This window comes from Spirillospora sp. NPDC000708 (genome assembly GCF_040299565.1).
GTDB lineage: Bacteria > Actinomycetota > Actinomycetes > Streptosporangiales > Streptosporangiaceae > Spirillospora.
In genome coordinates this window covers 77,945-96,178 of record NZ_JBEPCJ010000035.1, presented here as the reverse complement: position 1 = coordinate 96,178, position 18,234 = coordinate 77,945, and the positions used below count along the sequence as shown (strand labels likewise).

Below are 18,234 nucleotides of genomic sequence, written 5' to 3'. Positions count from 1 at the left end.
CGGGCGCTGCCGCGGCCCCGGCCCGCGGGGGCGTCGGGCGGGCGGGCGGGCCGGGGCGGGGGCGCGGCCGCGCCCCCCGCGCCGCCGCCCCCCCCCCCCCCCCGGCCGGGAGACGGCCGGGCGGGCCGGCCCGGCGGATGCCGCGGCGGCCCGCCCTGTCCCCACTACGGCTTCGTCGGGACGGTGATCTTGCCGGCGACGATCTGCGACTTCAGGTCGTCCAGCTTGGCCTTGATGTCGTCGATGTTGCCGCCGGTGGTGGCGTAGCCGACGCCGTCGTTCTGCAGGTTGTACTGCACCGTGCCGGGCTTGAACTGGTTGTTCGCGACCGACTCGACGAAGTTGAACACCGACAGGTCGACGTGCTTGACCATCGAGGTGAGGATGTGCGTCTTCACGTCGGCGACGGCGGGCTGGTTGTACTGGTCGGAGTCGACGCCGATGGCCCACTTGCCGGCCGCGCCGACGGTCTTGATGACGCCGATGCCGGCGCCGCCCGCGGCGTGGTAGATGACGTCGGCGCCCGCGTCGAGCTGGCCCTTGGCGGCCTCGTTGCCGAGCCCGGTGTCCTTGAAGCCGTTGAAGTTCGGCGGCTCGGTCAGGTACTTGGGCGGCAGCACGGTGATGCCGGGCTTGGCCTTCTTCGCGCCCGCCTGGTAGCCGGCGAAGAACTTCTGGATCAGCGGGACGTCGACGCCGCCGATGAAGCCGATCTTCCCGGTCTTGGACTTCAGCGCCGCGGCGGCGCCGACCAGGAACGAGCCCTGCTCCTCGGAGAAGCAGGAGCCGGCGACGTTGGCGCCCTCGACCTTGCAGCCGTCGGCGTCCACGACGAAGAACTTGGTGTTCGGGAAGGCCTTGGCGACCTTCAGCAGCGACGCGGTGTAGGAGAAGCCGACGCCGATGACCGGGTTGTAGCCGGTGCTGGCGAGCAGCCGCAGGCGGGACTCCTTGTCGGAGTCGGGCTCGTCCGGCTGCGCGGAGATCTCCTTGGTGGTGACGTGCAGGTCCTTCTCGGCCTTCGTGAGGCCGGCCGCCGCCGAGTCGTTGAACGACTGGTCGCCGCGGCCGCCGATGTCGAACGCCAGACCGACCTTGAGGGTCTTCTTGCCGTCGCCGCCGTCGCTGTCGCCGCCGGCCTTCTTGCCACCGCACGCGGAAGCGCCGCCCAGCGTCAGCGCCGCACCCGTCACGGTGACGAGAGTGATCTTCAGTCCACGGCGCAAGGTAGCGCTCCTTCCGTTCCCCACCCGGGATCGGCGGCCGCTCGGCCACCGAAATCGTTGGGACGCTACCTCGCGTTCGGTCAATAGCTGCCGACTTGCACCGTTTCGCAACAGGTCCGTTACCAATGCGTACGCATATCGGCACAGGTCAGCGTGCGGGTGATCGCTGCGCGTGACCGTTCCGGGGACGGGTCGGCGGCCGGAGCACCGCCGCCGGCCCGCCTCACCGGAGCGCCGGACGCCCGGCGCCGGGCTTCGGACGCCGGGCCGGACACCGGACATCCCGGGCGCCACACGCCCGGCGCCGGGCGCCGGAGCTCAGGCGTCGGGCGTCAGGCGTCAGGCGTCAGGCGTCAGGCGAGGGTGGCGCCCTCGACGGTCTCCGGGTCGGCCGGGCGGCCGCCGTCCCACAGGGCGGTCAGCGCCGTCGCCGCCAGCACCCGCACCCCGACCGGGATGCACCGCTCGTCGACGTCGAAGTCGCCGCGGTGCAGGTCGTACTCGCCGGGCGAGCCGGGGGTGCGGACGCCGAGCCGGGCGAGGGCGCCCGGGATCGACTCCAGGTACCAGCCGAAGTCCTCGCCGCCGAGGCTCTGCGGCGTCGGCACCACGCCCTCCGGCTCGAGGACCTGCGCGGCCGCGTCCCGGAACATCTGCACGCTCGCCGCCTCGTTCACGGTCGGCGGGACGCCCCGGACGTACTCCAGCGACGCCTCCACGTCGTAGGCGGCGGCGACGGACTGCAGCAGCGCCTTCATCATCTCCGGCGCGCGGTGCCACGCCTCGTCGTCCAGGCACCGGACGGTGCCCTCGGCGATGCCGTCGTCGGGGATCGCGTTGGCGACGGACCCGGCCGACACCCGCCCCCACACCAGCGACAGGCTGGAGCGCGGGTCGACCCGCCGGGACAGCGCCGCCGGCAGCTCGGTGACGATCTTGGCGAGCGCGTACACCAGGTCGGCGGTGAGGTGCGGCCGGGCGGTGTGCCCGCCGGGGCCGGTCACCTTCACGTACACCTTGTCGCAGGCCGCGGTGATGGGCCCGGAGCGCAGGCCCAGCTCGCCGACCTCGATGCGCGGGTCGCAGTGCAGCGCGAACGCGCGGTCGACGCCGGCGATGCCGCCGGCGGCCATCACGTCAAGCGCCCCGCCGGGGGTCTCCTCGGCCGGCTGGAACAGCAGCCGGACCCGGCCGGGCAGCAGCCCCGCCTCGGCCTGCTGGGCGAGGAACAGCCCGGCGCCCAGCACCATCGTGGTGTGCACGTCGTGCCCGCACGCGTGCGCGACGCCCGGCGCCGTCGACCGGTACGGGGCGTCCTCCTTCTCGTCCTGCAGCGGCAGCGCGTCGATGTCGGCGCGCAGCGCGATGGTCGGGCCGTCGCCCGGGCCGATGTCGCAGAACAGCCCGGTGCCCTTCGGCAGGATCCGCGGTTCGAGCCCGGCGAGGCGCAGCCGCTCGGCGATCCGGGCGGTGGTGCGGTGCTCGTTGTAGCCCAGCTCGGGGTGCATGTGCAGGTCGCGGCGGAACGCGACGAGCTCCTCCTCGTGCCGGGCGAGGAACACCTCGAGCTGCGGCCGCAGGGCCGCCGGGCGCTCGCTGCCCGCGGGGCCGTGCGGTCCCGGGGCGGTCGGTGGTTCAAGGCCGGGCATCACCCCGGGTCCCGGTTGTGTCATGTGCGCCCCCTGCGCGAGGGCGGGGCCGGTCGGCCGCCGCCCGGAGTTCTTCCCGGCGCCGCCGCTGCCGGCCGCGCGGGTGTTCTGTCCTGTGCCGGTGCCGCCCGTGGTGCCGGCGTCACCGCTGTCGTCACGGGCACCGGACGCGCCGGTGCCCCCCGTGCTCTCTCCCGAAGCGCCCCTGGCCGTTCCCTCGGGGCCCCCGTCCGGGCGGGCCGGCCGCTCAGGCCCCGGCATGGACGACCTCCCCCAGTGCGACGAACCTGTCCTCGGCGAGTTCGGTGACCGCCGCGTCGACGATGTTCTCCAGCGATCCGCCCGCCGCCCGGATCGCGCGCTGCCGCTCGTACGGGGCCCCGTTCTCCAGGACCTCGCCGGCGACCTTGAGCTCCTCGGCGCAGCCGAGCCGGTCGGCGACCGGTTCCAGTTCGCGGATCAGCTCGTACAGGTCGTCGCGGAGCGGCGCGGTGTTGCCGCTGTCGTCGGTGATGACGATGGCGTCGAGGCCGTAGCGGGTCGCGCGCCACTTGTTGTCGCGGACGACCCACGCCGCCGGGCGCGGCAGCGTGTAGCCGCGGTCGAGCTGCTGTTCGAACAGCGTGACCAGGCTCTGGCACAGCGCCGCCGCCATGCCGACCTCGCGCAGGGTGGGGATCCCGTCGAACATCCGGATCTCGACGGTGCCGAAGTCCGGGTGGGGGCGGATGTCCCACCACACCTCCTTGATGCTCCGGATGGTTCCGGCGCGAAGCAAGGTGTCCATGTAATCCTCGAAGGCCGCCCAGTCGTCCAGCAAGTGGGGAGGACCGGCCGTCGGCAGCTGACCGAAGACGACCGCCCGGCAGGACGCCAGTCCGGTGTCCGCGCCGCTCCAGAACGGGCTGGACGCGGTGAGCGCCAGGAAGTGCGGGAGGTAGGACGACAGCGCGTTGACGATCGGGATCGCCTTGGCGCCGTCGGAGACGCCCACGTGGACGTGCACGCCGAAGGTCTGGATGCGCCGGGCCAGCCACTGCATCTGCTCGACCAGGTCGGCGTAGCGCTGCGTCGGGGCCATGACCGCGTCGCGCCAGTCGCTGATCGGATGGGTGCCGGTGCAGGCGAGCTCGATGCCGCGGTCGGCGGCGGCGGTGCGCAGCTCGCCGAGCGTGGCCGCGAGGTCGTTCTTGGCCTCGCCGACGGTGTGCGAGATCCCGGTCACGACCTCGACGGTGGACTCCATGAGCTCGTGCCGCACCTTGGCGATCTCGCCGTCCTCGCTGAGCGACGGCAGCGCGGCGAGCACCTGGCGCGCGTCCTGCCGCAGGTGCCTGGTCTCCGCATCGACGAGCTGGATCTCCCACTCGACGCCGAGCGTCGTGCCCCTCGATGCGTTGAACTCAATGGCCACGGCCAACCTCCGTCCACAATCCTTGCAGGTCGTTGCGTGGCACGTGGCGCAATTCAGCCAGCGGGTCCCTAAGCCTGGACAAACGCCGGGTCCAGGTCACGTGTTCACACCATCATGGCGCCCGCGCCCGCCGCCACGCCGGACTCCATGCCCTTCGCGGGTCAATTGACCCGTACGGGCCGCCTGCGGGCCCGAGCGTCCCCTACTTTTCGGTCATTGATCATGTACCCGGCACCATTCGATCGAACTAGTCCGCCCGACCCAAACTACCTGCGGCGACGGACGGTGACCGAGCCTAGCGTCCGCTTACATACCGTGAGTAGTCATAAGCACCACAAAAATCGTCTAACGCACCATACGCCTCATCCGTCCCGAGCTTGCCGTCTTCACGGTCGGGTACCCCTTCGCCGGATGTGTCGCCTAGTCTTCGGGGGAGCCATGGGCGTGCGGGGCGGAACGGCCGCTGCGGGACTGAGGAGCGTCGGAAGCTTGCGAGCAGGACGACAGGGGCGGACCGGTGTCCGGCGCGCCGTGCCGAGGATGACCGTACCGATGATCGTGCCGCTGAGCGCGGTCTGCCTGCTGGCGGCCCCCGCGGCCGCGAGCCCGGCCGCGGCGCCGCAGCGCGACCCGGTCGGCGGGCCGCAGCTGGCGAGCCGCGGCATCGTGCTGAACAAGGCGCCGGGCGTGCCCGCGCTGCCGAAGCTGCAGTTCTCCTCCTACCTCGTCGCCGACGCCGACACCGGCGAGGTGCTGGCGGGCAAGGACCCGCACGGGCGGTACCTGCCGGCCAGCACGCTGAAGACGCTGACGTCGGCGACCCTCGTCACCAAGCTCGATCCGAACCGGCTCGTCCGCCCGTCGCAGAAGGCGTGCGACGTCGAGGGCACGAAGGTCGGGCTGACGCCGTCCATGCAGTACAAGGTCTCCGACCTGTTCCACGCGCTGATGATGATGTCGGCGAACGACGCGGCGGTCACGCTCGCCGAGGCCAACGGCGGCATGAAGAAGACCATCGCCGACATGAACACCGAGGCGAGGTACCTGCACGCCGACGACACGCTCGCCGCGTCGCCGAACGGCCTCGACGTCGACTACGGCCTGAACATCCGCACCCAGCACACGTCGGCCTACGACCTGGTGCTTTTCCTGCGGGAGGCGATGAAGAGCCCGCAGTTCCGGACGTACGTGCAGGCCACCCAGTTCCAGTTCCCGGCGCCGCCGACCAAGAAGGAGAGGAAGAAGCACAAGAAGGTCGGCGGCTATCCGATCTACACGCACAACAAGCTGCTGCCGGGCCAGAAGTACGGCTACCGCGGCATGCTCGGCGGCAAGAACGGCTACACCGTGCACGCCCAGCAGACCTACGTCGCCGAGGCGCGCCGCGACGGGCACACGATCATCGTCTCGGTGATGCACGGCGAGGGCTCACCGTTCCAGGCCGCCGCCAAGCTGCTGGACTGGGGCTTCGCCGCGCGCGGCAAGGTGCAGCCGGTCGGCACGCTGGCGGCGCCCGGCGACACCCAGGCCAAGAAGCACGCCGACGGCGAGTCGGGCGGCGTGCTCCCCGGCACCTCGCTGGACTCCTCGGGCGGCTCGTCCGCGCTCGTCTGGGAGATCGGCGGCGGGACGGCCGGCGCGCTGCTGGCCATCGGCGTGCTGTTCGCGGTGTACCGGCGCCGTCGCCACCACCCCGTTCCGAGCCCCGCCGGGAACACCGGCCTCGGCGGCGCTGTGGGACCGGGCGGGAACGTCCGCCCCGCCCAGGGCCCTGCCGGAAACAGCGGGAATCCGGCCAACACGGGCCACGCGGGGAACGCGGCGGACGGCGGGCACACCGGGCACTACGCGGGGCCCTACAACGACGGCCCTTACGACTCCTACGACGACGGTTCCTACAACGACGGCTCTTACAACGACGGGGCCCGTTAGAGCCGTTCAGGACGCCCGGGCGTCCGTGGCGCCGTCCCGTTCCCGTTCGCGGGGCTTCTCCGGCTCCCGGCGCTTCTCCGGTCCGGGGCGGCCCTCCGGTTCGAGGCGGTCCTCCGCTTCGCGGCGCTCCTCCGCCTCGCGGCGCTCCTCCAGTTCGCCGATCTCCCGGTCGGCGAGGTTCTCCGGGTCCTCGGCGTCGGCCTTCAGCACGACGCGGCGGGTCGCGGTCCACGCGGCGACGAACAGCGTGAACCGGGACACGATGTTGATCCACACCATCAGCCCGACAAGGACGGCGAACGAGGCGTACACGGGGTTCTGCGTCGTCCGGCCGATCAGCAGCGTCGCGACCTGCTTGAGCAGCTCCAGGCCGAGCGCGCCGAACAGCGCGCCGCGGATGATCCGCCGCCACGGCGCGATCGTCCCCGACAGCCGGGTGAACAGCACCAGGAAGATCACCGTGTCGAACGCGACGGCGCAGGCCAGCGACAGCAGCCGCAGCCCGGTGCCGGCGCCCGGGACGTCCTCCAGCGAGAACCAGCCGAGGACGGTGTGGGTCGCCGACGAGGTGACCGTCGACACCGCCATCCCGCAGATGAGGATCACGCCGAGGAACGCGAGCACGGCGAGGTCCCACAGCCGCTTGAGGAAGAAGTTGCCGCCGCCGGTGGGCGGGTTGCCCCAGATGTCGCGCAGCGACTCGCGCAGCACCTGCACCCAGCCGAGCCCGGTGAACAGCAGCGCGACCAGGCCGACGACGCCGACCGCCGTCTTGGACTGGGCGATCTGCTCGACCTGGAGCTGGTCCGACAGCCCCGGCAGCAGCTCCTGGACGGCCCTGACGAAGTAGTCGCGGGCCTGCGTGCTGATCCCGACCAGATAGCCGAGCAGCGAGTACGCCAGCGCCAGCAGCGGGAAGAACGACAGGAACCCGTAGCAGGTCAGGGCGGCGGCGAGCCGGTCGCCGCGGCGCTCCTGGTAGCGCTCGAAGGCGCGGGCGAGGTGGTCGAACCAGCGCCAGCGGCCGCGGGCGGCGCCCAGGACGGCCTTCCCGTCCGCCAGCAGAGCCTCGATCCACCGCTGAACCCCGCTGATCACCTGCCGCATGTACGCAACGTACCCAACCCTTGGCTCTCGATGCGGCGGACGGTAATCAACCGTTGAACGTTGAGTGGCGTTTCCCATTGCCGAACACGAAATCGCATTGCGGCCGCCACACGCCGTCCAGGCCGTGCTCGTACAGCGAGAAGCCCCACGCCTCGAACTCGGCGCGGTAGGCGGACATGTCCTTGTAGGCGCGGTCCATCACGTCGTCGGGCAGGTGGTGGGCGATGGTGATGTGCGGGTGGTACGGGAACGGCAGCGGCCGGGCGAGCGGCCCCGACGCTACCTTCGCCTGCACGCGCTCGCAGCCGCCGATTCCCTGCGCCAGCGCCACGTACACGACCGGAGACACCGGTCGGAACGTTCCGCTGCCGCGCAATCGGATACGGAACGGCCGCTCGGAATGCGCGACGTCCAGCAGATGCGCCTCGATCGCCCCCATCTCGTCCGGGGCGACCTCGGTCGGCGGCATCAGCGTGATGTGCGTCGGGATCGCGGCGGCGAGGGGGTCGCCGTAGGAGGCGCGGATGCGCTGCAGCTCCGTCCCGTACGGCTCCGGGACCGGGATCGCGACCCCGATCATCCGGACGCCGCCGGCGGCCGGGCCCCCGGGCACCCCGATGAAGGTGTCCGCGAGCCCGGGACGCGCCCCCTCGCCCGCCACGGTCAGCGACCGCGTCCCACGAAGCCGACCCGCTCACGGACGATCTCCATGGTGCGCGCCGCGACCGCCCCGGCGCGCTCGGCGCCCTTCTCCAGGATCCGGTCCAGCTCCGCCGGGTCGTCCAGCAGCGCGGTCGTGCGCTCCCGGATCGGGGTGAAGGTGCCGAGGACGACCTCGGCGAGGTCCTTCTTGAACTGGCCGTAGCCGGACCCCGCGTACTTCGCCTCCAGGTCGGGGACGGACGTGCCGTCCAGCGCGGAGTAGATCCGCAGCAGGTTGGTGACGCCCGCCTTCTTCTCCTCGTCGTAGACCACCTCGGTGCCGGTGTCGGTGACCGCGCGCATGATCTTCTTGCGCATCGGGCCGGGCTCCTCCAGCACGTCGATGATGCCCTGCGGCGAGGACGCCGACTTGCTCATCTTCGCGTCCGGCTCCTGCAGGTCGGTGATCTTGGCGGCGCCCTCCGGGATGTGCGCCTCCGGGACCACGAACGTCTCGCCGAACCGGTGGTTGAACCGCTGCGCGAGCGTCCGGGTCAGCTCCAGGTGCTGCCGCTGGTCCTCGCCGACCGGGACGCGCATCGCCGCGCTGCCCGGCTCCGGCGTGTACAGCAGGATGTCGGCGGCCTGCAGGACCGGGTAGGTGAACAGCCCGACGCTCGTCCCGGACGTCCCCTGCTTGGACGACTTGTCCTTGAACTGGGTCATCCGGCTCGCCTCGCCGAACCCGGTGATGCAGCCGAGCACCCACGCCAGCTCGGCGTGCTCGGGGACGTGGCTCTGCACGAACAGCGTCGCCCGGTCCGGGTCGACGCCCATCGCGATGAGCTGCGCCACCGACACCCGCGTCCGGCGGCGGAGCAGCTCCGGGTCGTGCTCCACGGTGATCGCGTGCAGGTCGACGACGCAGTAGAACGTCTCGTGCGTGTCCTGGAGCGACACCCACTGCCGCAACGCGCCCAGGTAGTTGCCGAGGTGGAACGAGTCGGCGGTGGGCTGGATGCCGGAGAACACCCGCGGGGCGGGCGCGGCGGCCGGGCTGACTGGGCTGGACGCTTCGGGCATGTGCACGGACCGATTCTCTCAGGTGTCGTCGGAGGCTCCGCCGCCGGTGGCGGCGTCGCCGGCCGGCCGCGGGGCCGCGGCCGGTGGCACGGGCGTCGCCGGCACCGCGGGCCGCACCGCCGGCGGCGCTGACCACCGCGCCGCCGGCCGGGCCGCCTGCTGTACCGCCTGGGGCGCCGCCCGCGGCGTGACGCGCACGCGGGCCACCCGCCGGCCCTCCATCCGGGCCACCCGCAGCTCCCGGTCCGCGGCCGGGACCGAGTCGCCCTCGGCGGGCACGCGGCCGAGCACCGCCATGATGTGCCCGGCGACCGTCTCGTACGGCCCGTCCGGCAACCGGAGGCCGGTCTCGGCGGCGAAGTCGTCCAGGTTGAGCAGGCCGTCGACCTCGACCACGCCGCCGTGCAGGCGCCGTGCCTGCGCGTCCTGCACATCATATTCGTCGCGGATGTCCCCGATCAGCTCCTCCATCAGGTCCTCGAGGGTGACGATCCCCGCGACGCCGCCGTACTCGTCCATCACGATCGCCAGGTGGCAGCCCTCCCGCCGCATCTCCGACAGCACCGGCAGGACCCGCTGCGAGGCCGGCAGGAACTTCACCGGCCGCACCAGCGACCCCACGGGCGCGGCGCCGTCCCGGTCCTCGGGGACGAGCAGGTCCCGGATGTGGACGAACCCGATCACCTCGTCGTGGGAGCCGCGGCACACCGGGAACCGGGAGTGCGGGCTGCCCGCCGCGGCCCGCGCCGCCGCCGCCAGCGGCATGGCCGCGTCCAGGAACACCACCTCGGTGCGGGGGACGAGAACCTCCCGCAGCGGCCGCTCCCCCGCCGCGAACACCTCCTCGATCAGCGCCCGCTCGTCGGCGGCGATCTGCGTGTTCTCCGCCACGAGGGCGCGCATGCGCTCCGCGGTCAGCTCCTCGCGGAGCGCGTTCGGGTCGCCGCCCGCGAGCCGCACCACCAGGTCCGTCGAGGTGGACAGCAGCCACACCAGCGGCCGCGCGAGCCGGCCCGGCGGCCGGAACGCCGCCGGAGCGGCCGCCTGCTCGCCGCCGGGCGTCCGGTCCATGGGATCAGCCTTCCCCGTCCGCGCCCCGGATAGCCGCCTCCGCACCCGGATAGCCGCCTCCGCGCCCGCGGACGGCCGCACTCGCGGTTCGGGATCTCCGGGGGCGGGGTTGCGGATAGCCTGGACGGCACCCCGCCGTCCAGTCGTCTTCCCAGGAGGTCCGTACGTGAAGCTGCTCGTCACCGGAGGCGCCGGCTACATCGGCAGCGTCGTCTCCGCACTGCTGCTGGAGGCGGGCCACGAGGTCGTCGTCCTGGACGACCTGTCCACCGGGCACGAGGACGCCGTCCCCGCCGGGGCGCGGCTGGTGCGCGGCACGCTGCGCGGCGCCGCCGCCGAGGTGCTGGGCGGCGCCGGGTTCGACGCCGTGCTGCACTTCGCGGCGAAGTCGCTGGTCGGCGAGTCCGTCGAGAAGCCGGGCCTGTACTGGGACAAGAACCTCGGCGAGTCGCTGGCGCTGCTGGAGGCGATGCGGACCGCCGGGGTCGCGAAGATCGTGTTCTCCTCGACCGCCGCCTGCTACGGCGAGCCCGAGTCGACGCCGATCCTGGAGACCGACCCGACCCGGCCCACCAACCCGTACGGCGCGTCCAAGCTGGCGATCGACACCACGCTCGCCGAGTACGCGCGGCTGCACGGCATCGGCGGCGTCTCGCTGCGCTACTTCAACGTCGCGGGCGCCTACGGCACGCAGGGCGAGCGGCACACCGTCGAGACCCACCTGATCCCGAACGTGCTGAAGGTCGCGCTCGGGCAGGGCGAGGCGGTGAAGATGTTCGGCGAGGACTACCCGACCGCCGACGGCACCTGCGTCCGCGACTACATCCACGTCGCCGACCTCGGCCGCGCCCACCTGCTGGCGCTGGACGGCTGCGAGCCCGGCGCCCACCAGATCTTCAACCTGGGCAGCGGCACCGGCAACTCCGTCCGCGAGGTCATCGAGGTGTGCCGCGACGTCACCGGCCGCGACATCCCGGCGGAGGTCCACCCGCGCCGCCCCGGCGACCCGGCGGTGCTGATCGCGTCCTCCGACAAGATCCAGTCGCAGCTCGGCTGGAAGCCGGAGCGGGACCTGCGCGCCATGGTCTCGGACGCCTGGACCTTCCTGCGTTCCCGATGACCGACCTCGGCTCCGCGTTCCGCGCGGCGTTCGGACGGCCCGCCGAGGGCGTCTGGCACGCGCCCGGCCGGATCAACCTGATCGGCGAGCACACCGACTACAACGACGGCCTCGTCCTGCCGTTCGCGCTGTCGCGGGGCGTGTCGGTGGCCGCCGCGCGCCGCGACGACGGGCTGGTCGAGGTCCGCTCCCGGCAGGCGGACGGCACCGTCACCGCGCCCGCCGACGGCGGGACGGTCGTCTCGGAGGGCTGGCCGTCCGAGCGGGCCTGGGCCGCCTACCCCGTCGGCATGGCGCGGGTGCTGCGCGAGCACGGCACCGGCGGCGCGTCCCTGCTGATCGACTCGGACCTGCCGCAGGGCGCGGGCCTGTCGTCGTCGGCCGCGCTGGAATGCGCGACCGCGCTGGCCCTCTGCGACCTGCACGGCGTCGAGATCGACCGGCCGGAGCTGGCGCGGCTCGCGCAGCGCGCCGAGAACGAGCAGGTCGGCATGCCGTGCGGGCTGATGGACCAGTCCGCGTCGCTGCTCGCCACGCCCGGCCACGCGCTGATGCTCGACTGCCGCAGCGGCCTGTCCGCGCAGGTCCCGTTCGACCCGTCGCGGGCCGGGCTGACGCTCCTCGCCGTCGACACCCGCGCCTCCCACGTCCTCACCGGCGGCGACTACGGGCGGCGGCGCGCCGAATGCGAGGAGGCCGCCGCCCTGCTCGGCGTCGACGCGCTCCGCGACGTCAAGGACCTCGCGGGCGCGCTCGGGCGGCTCCGCGACCCGGTGCTGCGGCGCCGCGTCCAGCACGTCGTCACCGAGAACCACCGCGTCGAGGCGTCCGTCGGGCTGCTGCGCGCCGGCGCCGTCGCCGAGCTCGGCGCGATGCTGAACGCCTCGCACCTGTCGCTGCGCGACCAGTTCGAGATCTCCTGGCCGGAGGCGGACGCGGCCGTCGACGCGGCGCTGCGCGCGGGCGCCCGCGGCGGCCGCATGATCGGCGGCGGGTTCGGCGGGTCGGTGATCGTGCTCACCGCGTCCGACCGCGCCGACCGGGTGCGGGACGCCATCGCGGCGGCCTACGCCAAGCGCGGCTGGACGGCGCCGGAGTTCCTCGACGCCGTCCCGTCCGCCGGGGCCCGCCGCCTGGCCTGACCCCGCCGCCCGAGCCGTTGCGGCCCGTTGTTTGGGCCCGCCGTCCGGCCTGGACCCGCCGCCCGGCCTGGACCCGCCGCCCGGCCCGGCGCGTCACTCCTGGAGCGCCGACCTGATGTCGGCGAGGAGGGCGGCGGCCTGGTCGGCGGGACCGGTCTCGTCCAGCGACCGGAAGCCGTCCACCGCGGCGGACGCGTGCGGCTCCGCGTCCGCCGGACGCCCCGTCTGCGCGAGGATGCGCGCCTGGTCGTAGGACACGAGCGCGGTCTCCCAGGTGCGGGGCGGGCCGTCCGGCAGGGCCTCCAGGGCGGCGCGGGCCGCCTCCACCGTCGCGACGGCCCGCTCCGGCTCGCCGCTCCACAGCAGGCACATCGCCGCGCGGCGGCGCGCCCGGACGGCGCCCTGCCGGTCGCCCGCCCCGGCGTGGGCGTCCGCGGCCTCCCCGAAACGCTCGGCGGCCATGGCGTCCTTGTCCAGATTCGTCAGGATCTCGGCCGCCTCCTCCAGGAAATGCGCGGCGGCGCCGGGCTCGCCGTCCTTCGCGGCGTCCGCGGCGAGGGACGCGAACGTCTCGGCCCCGTCCTCCTCCCCCATCCCCTTCTGCGCGTGCGCCAGGATCAGCCGGCAGCGCCGCGCGGTGCCCTGGTCGAGCCCCGGCAGCGCCTCCTCGGCGGCCTCCGCCGCCTCCAGGTGCCGCCCGGTCTCCAGGTACCCGGCCGCGAGGTCCACGCGCACGTGGACGGCCTGCTCGTGCAGGCCCTCGGCCGTCCACGCCGCGACCGCCTCGGCGAGATCGGCGACCGCGTCCGCCGCGCGCCCCGCCGACAGCAGCGCGAGCCCCCGCTCGGTGTGCGCCATCGCCCGCATCGGCGACGGCTCCCGCAGCGCGCCGATCGCCTCGTCGAGCAGCGCGAACGCCTCCTCCGCCGCACCGGTACCGCCGTCCGCCGGGGCGGTGCCGTCGGTGTCGTCCGCCGCCGGGGGCCGCCGGAGGAGGGTCTGGGCGAGCAGCAGCGCGGGCGACGCCACCGTGTCGGGTTCGTCCGACGCGCGGATCTCGGCGAGGGACCGGCGCAGCGCCGCGACCGCGCCGTCTTCGTCACCGGCCGCCAGCAGCGCGCGGCCCCGCAGGAACCACAGCTCACCGGCCCGGTCGGGGGCGTCGTCCGGGACGGCCCGGTCCAGCGTCGCGAGCGCCTCGTCGGGACGGTCACGGTCCAGATGGGCGCCGGCGAGCCGGAACAGCGCCGCCGTCGCGGCGCCGTCCTCCTCCGGATGCGCGGCGAAATGATCGGCCGCCGCGGCCATGTCCGCCAGACCGCTCTCGTCGCCCAGATCGAACCGCAGCGCCCCGAGCCGGCTCAGCACCCGGTGCCGCAGCCCCTCCTCGCCCAGCTCCGCGAACCGCCCGGCCGCCTCCGCCCAGCACGCGACCGCGCCCTCGCGGTCGCCGTCCATCGCCCGCTCGACGCCCCGGCCGTCCAGCCGCCGGGCGACCTGCAGCGGGGTCGGCGCGGCCGCCTCGGCGAGCGCGTCGAAACGCCGCCACGCGGCCAGGGTGCGCGCCATGTCGCGGCGGGTCCGGCGCGCGTCGCCGATCGCGAGGAGCTCGTCGAGGTCGTCGATGGACTCGATGTCGCCGTCCCCGGCCTCGGGCTCCGGCGCCGGGGCAGGAGCCGGGGCCGGGGCCGGACGGCGGTGATGCGCGGCCAGCGGGACGAACCCGAACACCGGCTCGGCCGCCAGCAGCGCCCGCACCTTGCCGCCCTGGTGGGACGTGCCGTTGCGGGCGTCGAACCGGGCCGCGAGATCCGTCGCGCGGCCCTCCAGCTCGGCGCGCAGCTCCGCCACCGGCACGTCCGCCGCCGGACGCCCGCCCGACGCCGGACGGCGGACCGTCACCGCGTCCCGCCCCGACGCCGCGACCCGCCCCAGCACCGCGGCCGCCGCCGCGGCGAACATCATCTCCGCGTGCGCGTGCGGCGCCCGGTCCAGCCACCCGAGATGCCGCTGCACGATCTCCAGCCCGCGCGCGTCGTTCCCGGTCAGCACGCAGAACTCCAGATGATCGGCGATGTCGCCGAGATCGGCGACCTGCCGGCGGTGCGCCCGGTACGCGCGGCGGTGCGCGTCGGCCGCCGCCTCGGGACGGCCCGTCCGCAGGTACACCGGCAGCATCGCCGTCTGGATGCCCTGCGGCTGCTCCTTGCACGACAGCTCGGACGCCAGCACCGGCGCCGCGATCTCCGCCGCCTCCTCGTACCGCCCGGCGTCCGCGAGATGCGCCACCATGCCCGTCGGGTCGCAGCCCTCGCAGTCCGACAGCTGGTCCCGCTGCGCCGCCCGCCACTTGGCGAACCAGTCGTCCGCCGACGGGTCCCCGAGATGCCGCGCCACGATGTGCCGCCGCCGGTACACCGCCTGGAGGCTGTGGCCGCCCGCCCGGTAGCGGCGCTCCATGTCGTCCAGCACCGCCCGCGCCCGGTCGAGGGGGATCTCCGGGAACTTCGTCAGGGAGCTCACCACCGCCTTCATCTGCCACAGCAGCACCAGCGGCTCGTCGAACCGGCCGGGATCGCGGTCGTGCTCGGCCAGCGTCCGCCCGAACGTCGCGAACGCCTTCGCCGGCTCGCCGCCGAACTGGTACGCGTCGGTCAGCCGGACCCGCACCCGGAACGCCAGCACCTCGTCGCCGGCCTCCTCCGCACGGCGCAGCGCGTCCTCCACCAGGACGGTCCGCGCCTCCCCGTACGGAAGCTCCCCCGCCCGCGTCATCAGCGCGTACACGTCGTCGATACTCACTGGCCCGCCTCCGGCTCCCTGCTCACTGGCCCGCCTCCGGGGGATGGACGGCCCACTCCAGCAGGCCGATGAACGAACGGTTCAGCACCGCCGTGTCCGCGGGACGCAGCGGATGGTGCCCGAGCAGCAGCGCCTGCCCGTACAGCGCCTGCACCGCCGGCTCCACCGGCCCGTCGGCGCCGAGCGCCGTCACGCGCCGCGTCAGCGGATTGCGGTAGTTCAGCACCAGCTGCGGGCGCTCCACCCCCGCCGACGCGCCCACCGCGCCGAGCACGTCCGCCCAGAGCTCGCCGGCCTCCTCCCGCGCCCGCGACAGCTCCTCCCGGAACTGCGCGTCCCGGCTGGTCAGGTACAGCGCCGGCAGCGACGCCGGATCGAAGTCGCGGACGACCACCTCGCAGCCGAGCCGCTCCACCGCCCGCTGCGCCGCCGCCAGGAACGGCCGCAGCGCCAGCTCCGCCGCCGGATCCAGCGGCCCGAACGCCGTCGCCAGCTCGGACGCGTCCAGCCGGGACAGCCGGACGTCCGGATCGAGGTCCGGCAGCCGCTCGATGATCTCCGTGTCGTGCACGTAGCCGCCGTTGACGAGCCCGACGCCCTGCGCGCCCGCCACCGCCGACAGCCGCCGGAACTCCTCCACGCTCCCGGTGAACCGGCCGTCCGGATGCCGCCGCCGGAACTCGTGCAGCGTCATCGGGCCCGCCGACGTCTCGTACTCCATCCACCGGTCGACGATCCGCAGCATGTCGTCGTCGTGCAGCGCCATCGCCTTCACGCCGAGCTGGTGCAGCCGCAGGAACGCGCGCAGCCGCGGCGGATCGGTCTCCGCCAGCCGCACCAGCCACTGCCGCAGCACCTCACCGAGGCCCTGCCGCGCCGACTCCAGCAGCTCGTCCTCGAACAGCGCCTCCCGGCTCGCCGTCGGCCGCAGCTCACCCGCGTCCACCACGCACCGGACGAAGAACGCCCACTCCGGCAGCAGCCCCTGCACGCTCTCCGCCAGCAGCATCCGCTTCAGGTACACGCGGTGCGCGCCACGGGCCGTCGGCGACACCGGCTCCGGCAGGACGAACGCGACCCCGGTCAGCCCCGCCTCCGCCACCTCCAGGTCCACCACGTCGAACGGCGTGAACCCGTACAGCTCCTCGCAGTACCGCTCCAGCGCGCGCCGCCGCGCCGCCGGATCGCGGTAGGGCGCCCGCCACGGCGGACCCTCCCCCGTGACCGCGACGCCGTCCACGACCAGCTCGATCGGGAGCAGCGACCCGTAGGTGCGGGCCAGCTCCGCCACCACCGGCGCGCTCAGCAGCTCCGCCGACCCCGGCCGCGCCCGCAGCGTCACCGTCGTGCCCGGCTCGTCGCGCTCCCCCGGCTCGACCCGGTAACCGCCCTCCGACCGGCCCGTCCACCGGACCGCGTCGCCGCCCTTCGCGGACCGCGACACCACCTCGATCTCGTCGGCCACCAGGAACCCCGACAGCAGCCCGATGCCGAACTGGCCGAGGAAGTCGTGCCGCGCGAACCCCAGCTCGTCCCGCTTCGACGACCGGCCGATCGTGGCCAGCAGCGTGTGCACCTCGTCGGCCGTCAGCCCCACGCCGTCGTCGTGCACCCGCAGCGCCCCGCCGCCGGTCTCGATCACCACCCGGCCGCCGCCACCGCCCCGCGCCGTGATCGCGTCCACCGCGTTCTGCAGCAGTTCCCGCAGGTACACCCGCGGGCTCGCGTACAGATGGCGGCTGAGCAGATCCACCACCCCGCGCAGATCCACCTGGAAAGCCCGATCCGCCACCCGCGTCCCTCCCCGTCGCCTTCGAACGCGATCACACCCTAACGACCGCTGCCGACAGGTTCGCGGGATTTACGACGCGAACGAGCCCCGGACCGCGAAGGTCCGGGGCTCGCGCATAGGCCGTACGGGTACGGGCCGGTCAGATCGGGCGGCCGGTCAGATCAGGCCGAGCTTGCGGACGGCGTCGCGCTCCTCCGCCAGCTCGTTCACCGACGCGTCGATCCGCGCGCGGGAGAAGTCGTCGATCTCCAGGCCCTGGACGATCTCCCACTTCCCGTCCTTGGTGGTGACCGGGAACGAGGAGATCAGGCCCTCCGGCACGCCGTAGGAGCCGTCCGACACGACCGCCATCGACGTCCAGTCGCCGTCGGCGGTGCCGTTCACCCAGGTGTGCACGTGGTCGATCGCCGCGGACGCCGCGGACGCCGCCGACGACGCGCCGCGCGCCTCGATGATCGCGGCGCCGCGCTTGGCGACGGTCGGGATGAAGTCGTTCTCCAGCCACGCCTGGTCGTTCACGGTCTCGGCCGCGTTCTTGCCGCCGATCTCCGCGTGGAACACGTCCGGGTACTGGGTGGCGGAGTGGTTGCCCCAGATCGTCATCTTCCTGATGTCGGCGACGGACACGCCCGCCTTCTTCGACAGCTGCGCGAGCGCGCGGTTGTGGTCCAGGCGGGTCATCGCGGTGAACCGCTCGGCCGGGACGTCCGGGGCGTGCTGCTGCGCGATCAGCGCGTTGGTGTTGGCCGGGTTGCCGACCACCAGCACCCTGACGTCGTCGGCGGCGCCGGCGTTGATCGCCTCGCCCTGCGGCTTGAAGATGCCGCCGTTGGCCTCCAGCAGGTCGCCGCGCTCCATGCCCTTCGTGCGCGGGCGGGCGCCGACCAGCAGCGCCACGTTCGTCCCCTCGAACGCCTTGGTCGCGTCGTCGAAGATGTCGATGCCGCTCAGCAGCGGGAACGCGCAGTCGTCCAGCTCCATCGCGGTGCCCTCGGCGGCCTTCACCGCCTGCGGGATCTCCAGCAGGCGCAGGCGGACGGGTACGTCCGCGCCGAGCAGGTGCCCGGAGGCGATGCGGAACAGCAGCGCGTAGCCGATCTGGCCCGCGGCGCCGGTAACGGTGACATTGACTGGGGTGCGCGTCATGCGTCCTTCTCCTGCTGTGACCTGACGGGGCTCAGGCGGCCATCCTTCGAACCCGACCGCCGAAGAGCACCCAAGGAACCGGTCCGCCGCACGGGTTCTCTCGCCGTC

At 73.8% G+C, this 18,234-nt stretch carries 13 protein-coding genes; 3 read left to right on the top strand and 10 right to left on the bottom strand.

All coding sequences use genetic code 11. The features are described 5' to 3' along the window. Nucleotides 1–164 precede the first annotated feature (164 nt). The 3 genes from ABT299_RS24650 to ABT299_RS24640 form a co-directional block, all read right to left on the bottom strand. The gene (locus ABT299_RS24650) at nucleotides 165–1,226 is read right to left on the bottom strand and encodes a BMP family lipoprotein (protein ID WP_190867402.1); all 1,062 of its coding nucleotides are present in this window, start codon (nucleotides 1,224–1,226) and stop codon (nucleotides 165–167) included. Nucleotides 1,227–1,579: 353 nt separating this feature from the next. Further along, nucleotides 1,580–2,899, bottom strand: a complete 1,320-nt coding sequence (locus tag ABT299_RS24645) for an amidohydrolase (protein WP_190867400.1) — start codon at nucleotides 2,897–2,899, stop codon at nucleotides 1,580–1,582. A 223-nt stretch (nucleotides 2,900–3,122) separates the two neighbouring features. After that, on the bottom strand, nucleotides 3,123–4,289 hold the full coding sequence (locus tag ABT299_RS24640) for a glutamate--cysteine ligase (RefSeq protein ID WP_387021610.1): 1,167 nt from the start codon (nucleotides 4,287–4,289) through the stop codon (nucleotides 3,123–3,125). Between the two features lie 540 nt (nucleotides 4,290–4,829). Between ABT299_RS24640 and ABT299_RS24635 the strand changes: the two genes are divergently transcribed. Then, on the top strand, nucleotides 4,830–6,221 hold the full coding sequence (locus ABT299_RS24635; RefSeq protein WP_500252120.1) for a D-alanyl-D-alanine carboxypeptidase family protein: 1,392 nt from the start codon (nucleotides 4,830–4,832) through the stop codon (nucleotides 6,219–6,221). Nucleotides 6,222–6,227: 6 nt separating this feature from the next. On the opposite strand, the gene ABT299_RS24630 is transcribed toward ABT299_RS24635, so the two are convergent. From ABT299_RS24630 to ABT299_RS24615, 4 genes are read right to left on the bottom strand one after another with little or no spacing between them, the layout of a single operon-like run. Beyond that, the gene (locus ABT299_RS24630; protein ID WP_500252119.1) at nucleotides 6,228–7,328 is read right to left on the bottom strand and encodes a YihY/virulence factor BrkB family protein; all 1,101 of its coding nucleotides are present in this window, start codon (nucleotides 7,326–7,328) and stop codon (nucleotides 6,228–6,230) included. A 46-nt stretch (nucleotides 7,329–7,374) separates the two neighbouring features. Beyond that, the gene (locus tag ABT299_RS24625) at nucleotides 7,375–7,989 is read right to left on the bottom strand and encodes a 2'-5' RNA ligase family protein (RefSeq protein WP_500252118.1); all 615 of its coding nucleotides are present in this window, start codon (nucleotides 7,987–7,989) and stop codon (nucleotides 7,375–7,377) included. Nucleotides 7,990–7,991: 2 nt separating this feature from the next. Next, on the bottom strand, nucleotides 7,992–9,053 hold the full coding sequence (gene trpS, locus ABT299_RS24620; RefSeq protein WP_190867449.1) for a tryptophan--tRNA ligase: 1,062 nt from the start codon (nucleotides 9,051–9,053) through the stop codon (nucleotides 7,992–7,994). Nucleotides 9,054–9,071: 18 nt separating this feature from the next. Continuing rightward, complete coding sequence (locus ABT299_RS24615; protein WP_500252117.1) at nucleotides 9,072–10,124, bottom strand: hemolysin family protein; 1,053 nt, start codon at nucleotides 10,122–10,124, stop codon at nucleotides 9,072–9,074. Nucleotides 10,125–10,290: 166 nt separating this feature from the next. Here ABT299_RS24615 and galE point away from each other — a divergent pair, with 166 nt between their 5' ends. Together galE and galK are read left to right on the top strand one after the other, a co-directional pair. Continuing rightward, a complete protein-coding gene (gene galE, locus ABT299_RS24610; protein ID WP_500252116.1) occupies nucleotides 10,291–11,244 on the top strand; it encodes a UDP-glucose 4-epimerase GalE in 954 nt (317 codons plus the stop codon). Next, nucleotides 11,241–12,386 (top strand): galactokinase, encoded by a 1,146-nt coding sequence (galK, locus tag ABT299_RS24605; protein ID WP_500252115.1) that lies wholly within the window; start codon nucleotides 11,241–11,243, stop codon nucleotides 12,384–12,386. Before galE ends, galK begins: the two co-directional genes overlap by 4 nt. A gap of 93 nt (nucleotides 12,387–12,479) precedes the next feature. Here the strand turns inward: galK and ABT299_RS24600 are convergent, their stop codons facing one another. The 3 genes from ABT299_RS24600 to ABT299_RS24590 form a co-directional block, all read right to left on the bottom strand. After that, the gene (locus ABT299_RS24600) at nucleotides 12,480–15,188 is read right to left on the bottom strand and encodes a hypothetical protein (RefSeq protein ID WP_500252114.1); all 2,709 of its coding nucleotides are present in this window, start codon (nucleotides 15,186–15,188) and stop codon (nucleotides 12,480–12,482) included. A 22-nt stretch (nucleotides 15,189–15,210) separates the two neighbouring features. Continuing rightward, nucleotides 15,211–16,980, bottom strand: a complete 1,770-nt coding sequence (locus tag ABT299_RS24595) for an HSP90 family protein (RefSeq protein ID WP_500252113.1) — start codon at nucleotides 16,978–16,980, stop codon at nucleotides 15,211–15,213. Between the two features lie 156 nt (nucleotides 16,981–17,136). Beyond that, the gene (locus ABT299_RS24590) at nucleotides 17,137–18,126 is read right to left on the bottom strand and encodes a malate dehydrogenase (protein ID WP_190868507.1); all 990 of its coding nucleotides are present in this window, start codon (nucleotides 18,124–18,126) and stop codon (nucleotides 17,137–17,139) included. Nucleotides 18,127–18,234 lie beyond the last annotated feature (108 nt).

Excerpts from the sequence above, each read along its gene's own strand:
- ABT299_RS24645 (WP_190867400.1), bottom strand. The coding sequence starts at position 2,899 with ATGACACAACCGGGACCCGGGGTGATGCCCGGCCTTGAACCACCGACC.
- ABT299_RS24635 (WP_500252120.1), top strand. The coding sequence starts at position 4,830 with ATGACCGTACCGATGATCGTGCCGCTGAGCGCGGTCTGCCTGCTGGCG.
- ABT299_RS24630 (WP_500252119.1), bottom strand. The coding sequence starts at position 7,328 with ATGCGGCAGGTGATCAGCGGGGTTCAGCGGTGGATCGAGGCTCTGCTG.
- trpS (WP_190867449.1), bottom strand. The coding sequence starts at position 9,053 with ATGCCCGAAGCGTCCAGCCCAGTCAGCCCGGCCGCCGCGCCCGCCCCG.
- ABT299_RS24615 (WP_500252117.1), bottom strand. The coding sequence starts at position 10,124 with ATGGACCGGACGCCCGGCGGCGAGCAGGCGGCCGCTCCGGCGGCGTTC.
- galK (WP_500252115.1), top strand. The coding sequence starts at position 11,241 with ATGACCGACCTCGGCTCCGCGTTCCGCGCGGCGTTCGGACGGCCCGCC.
- ABT299_RS24590 (WP_190868507.1), bottom strand. The coding sequence starts at position 18,126 with ATGACGCGCACCCCAGTCAATGTCACCGTTACCGGCGCCGCGGGCCAG.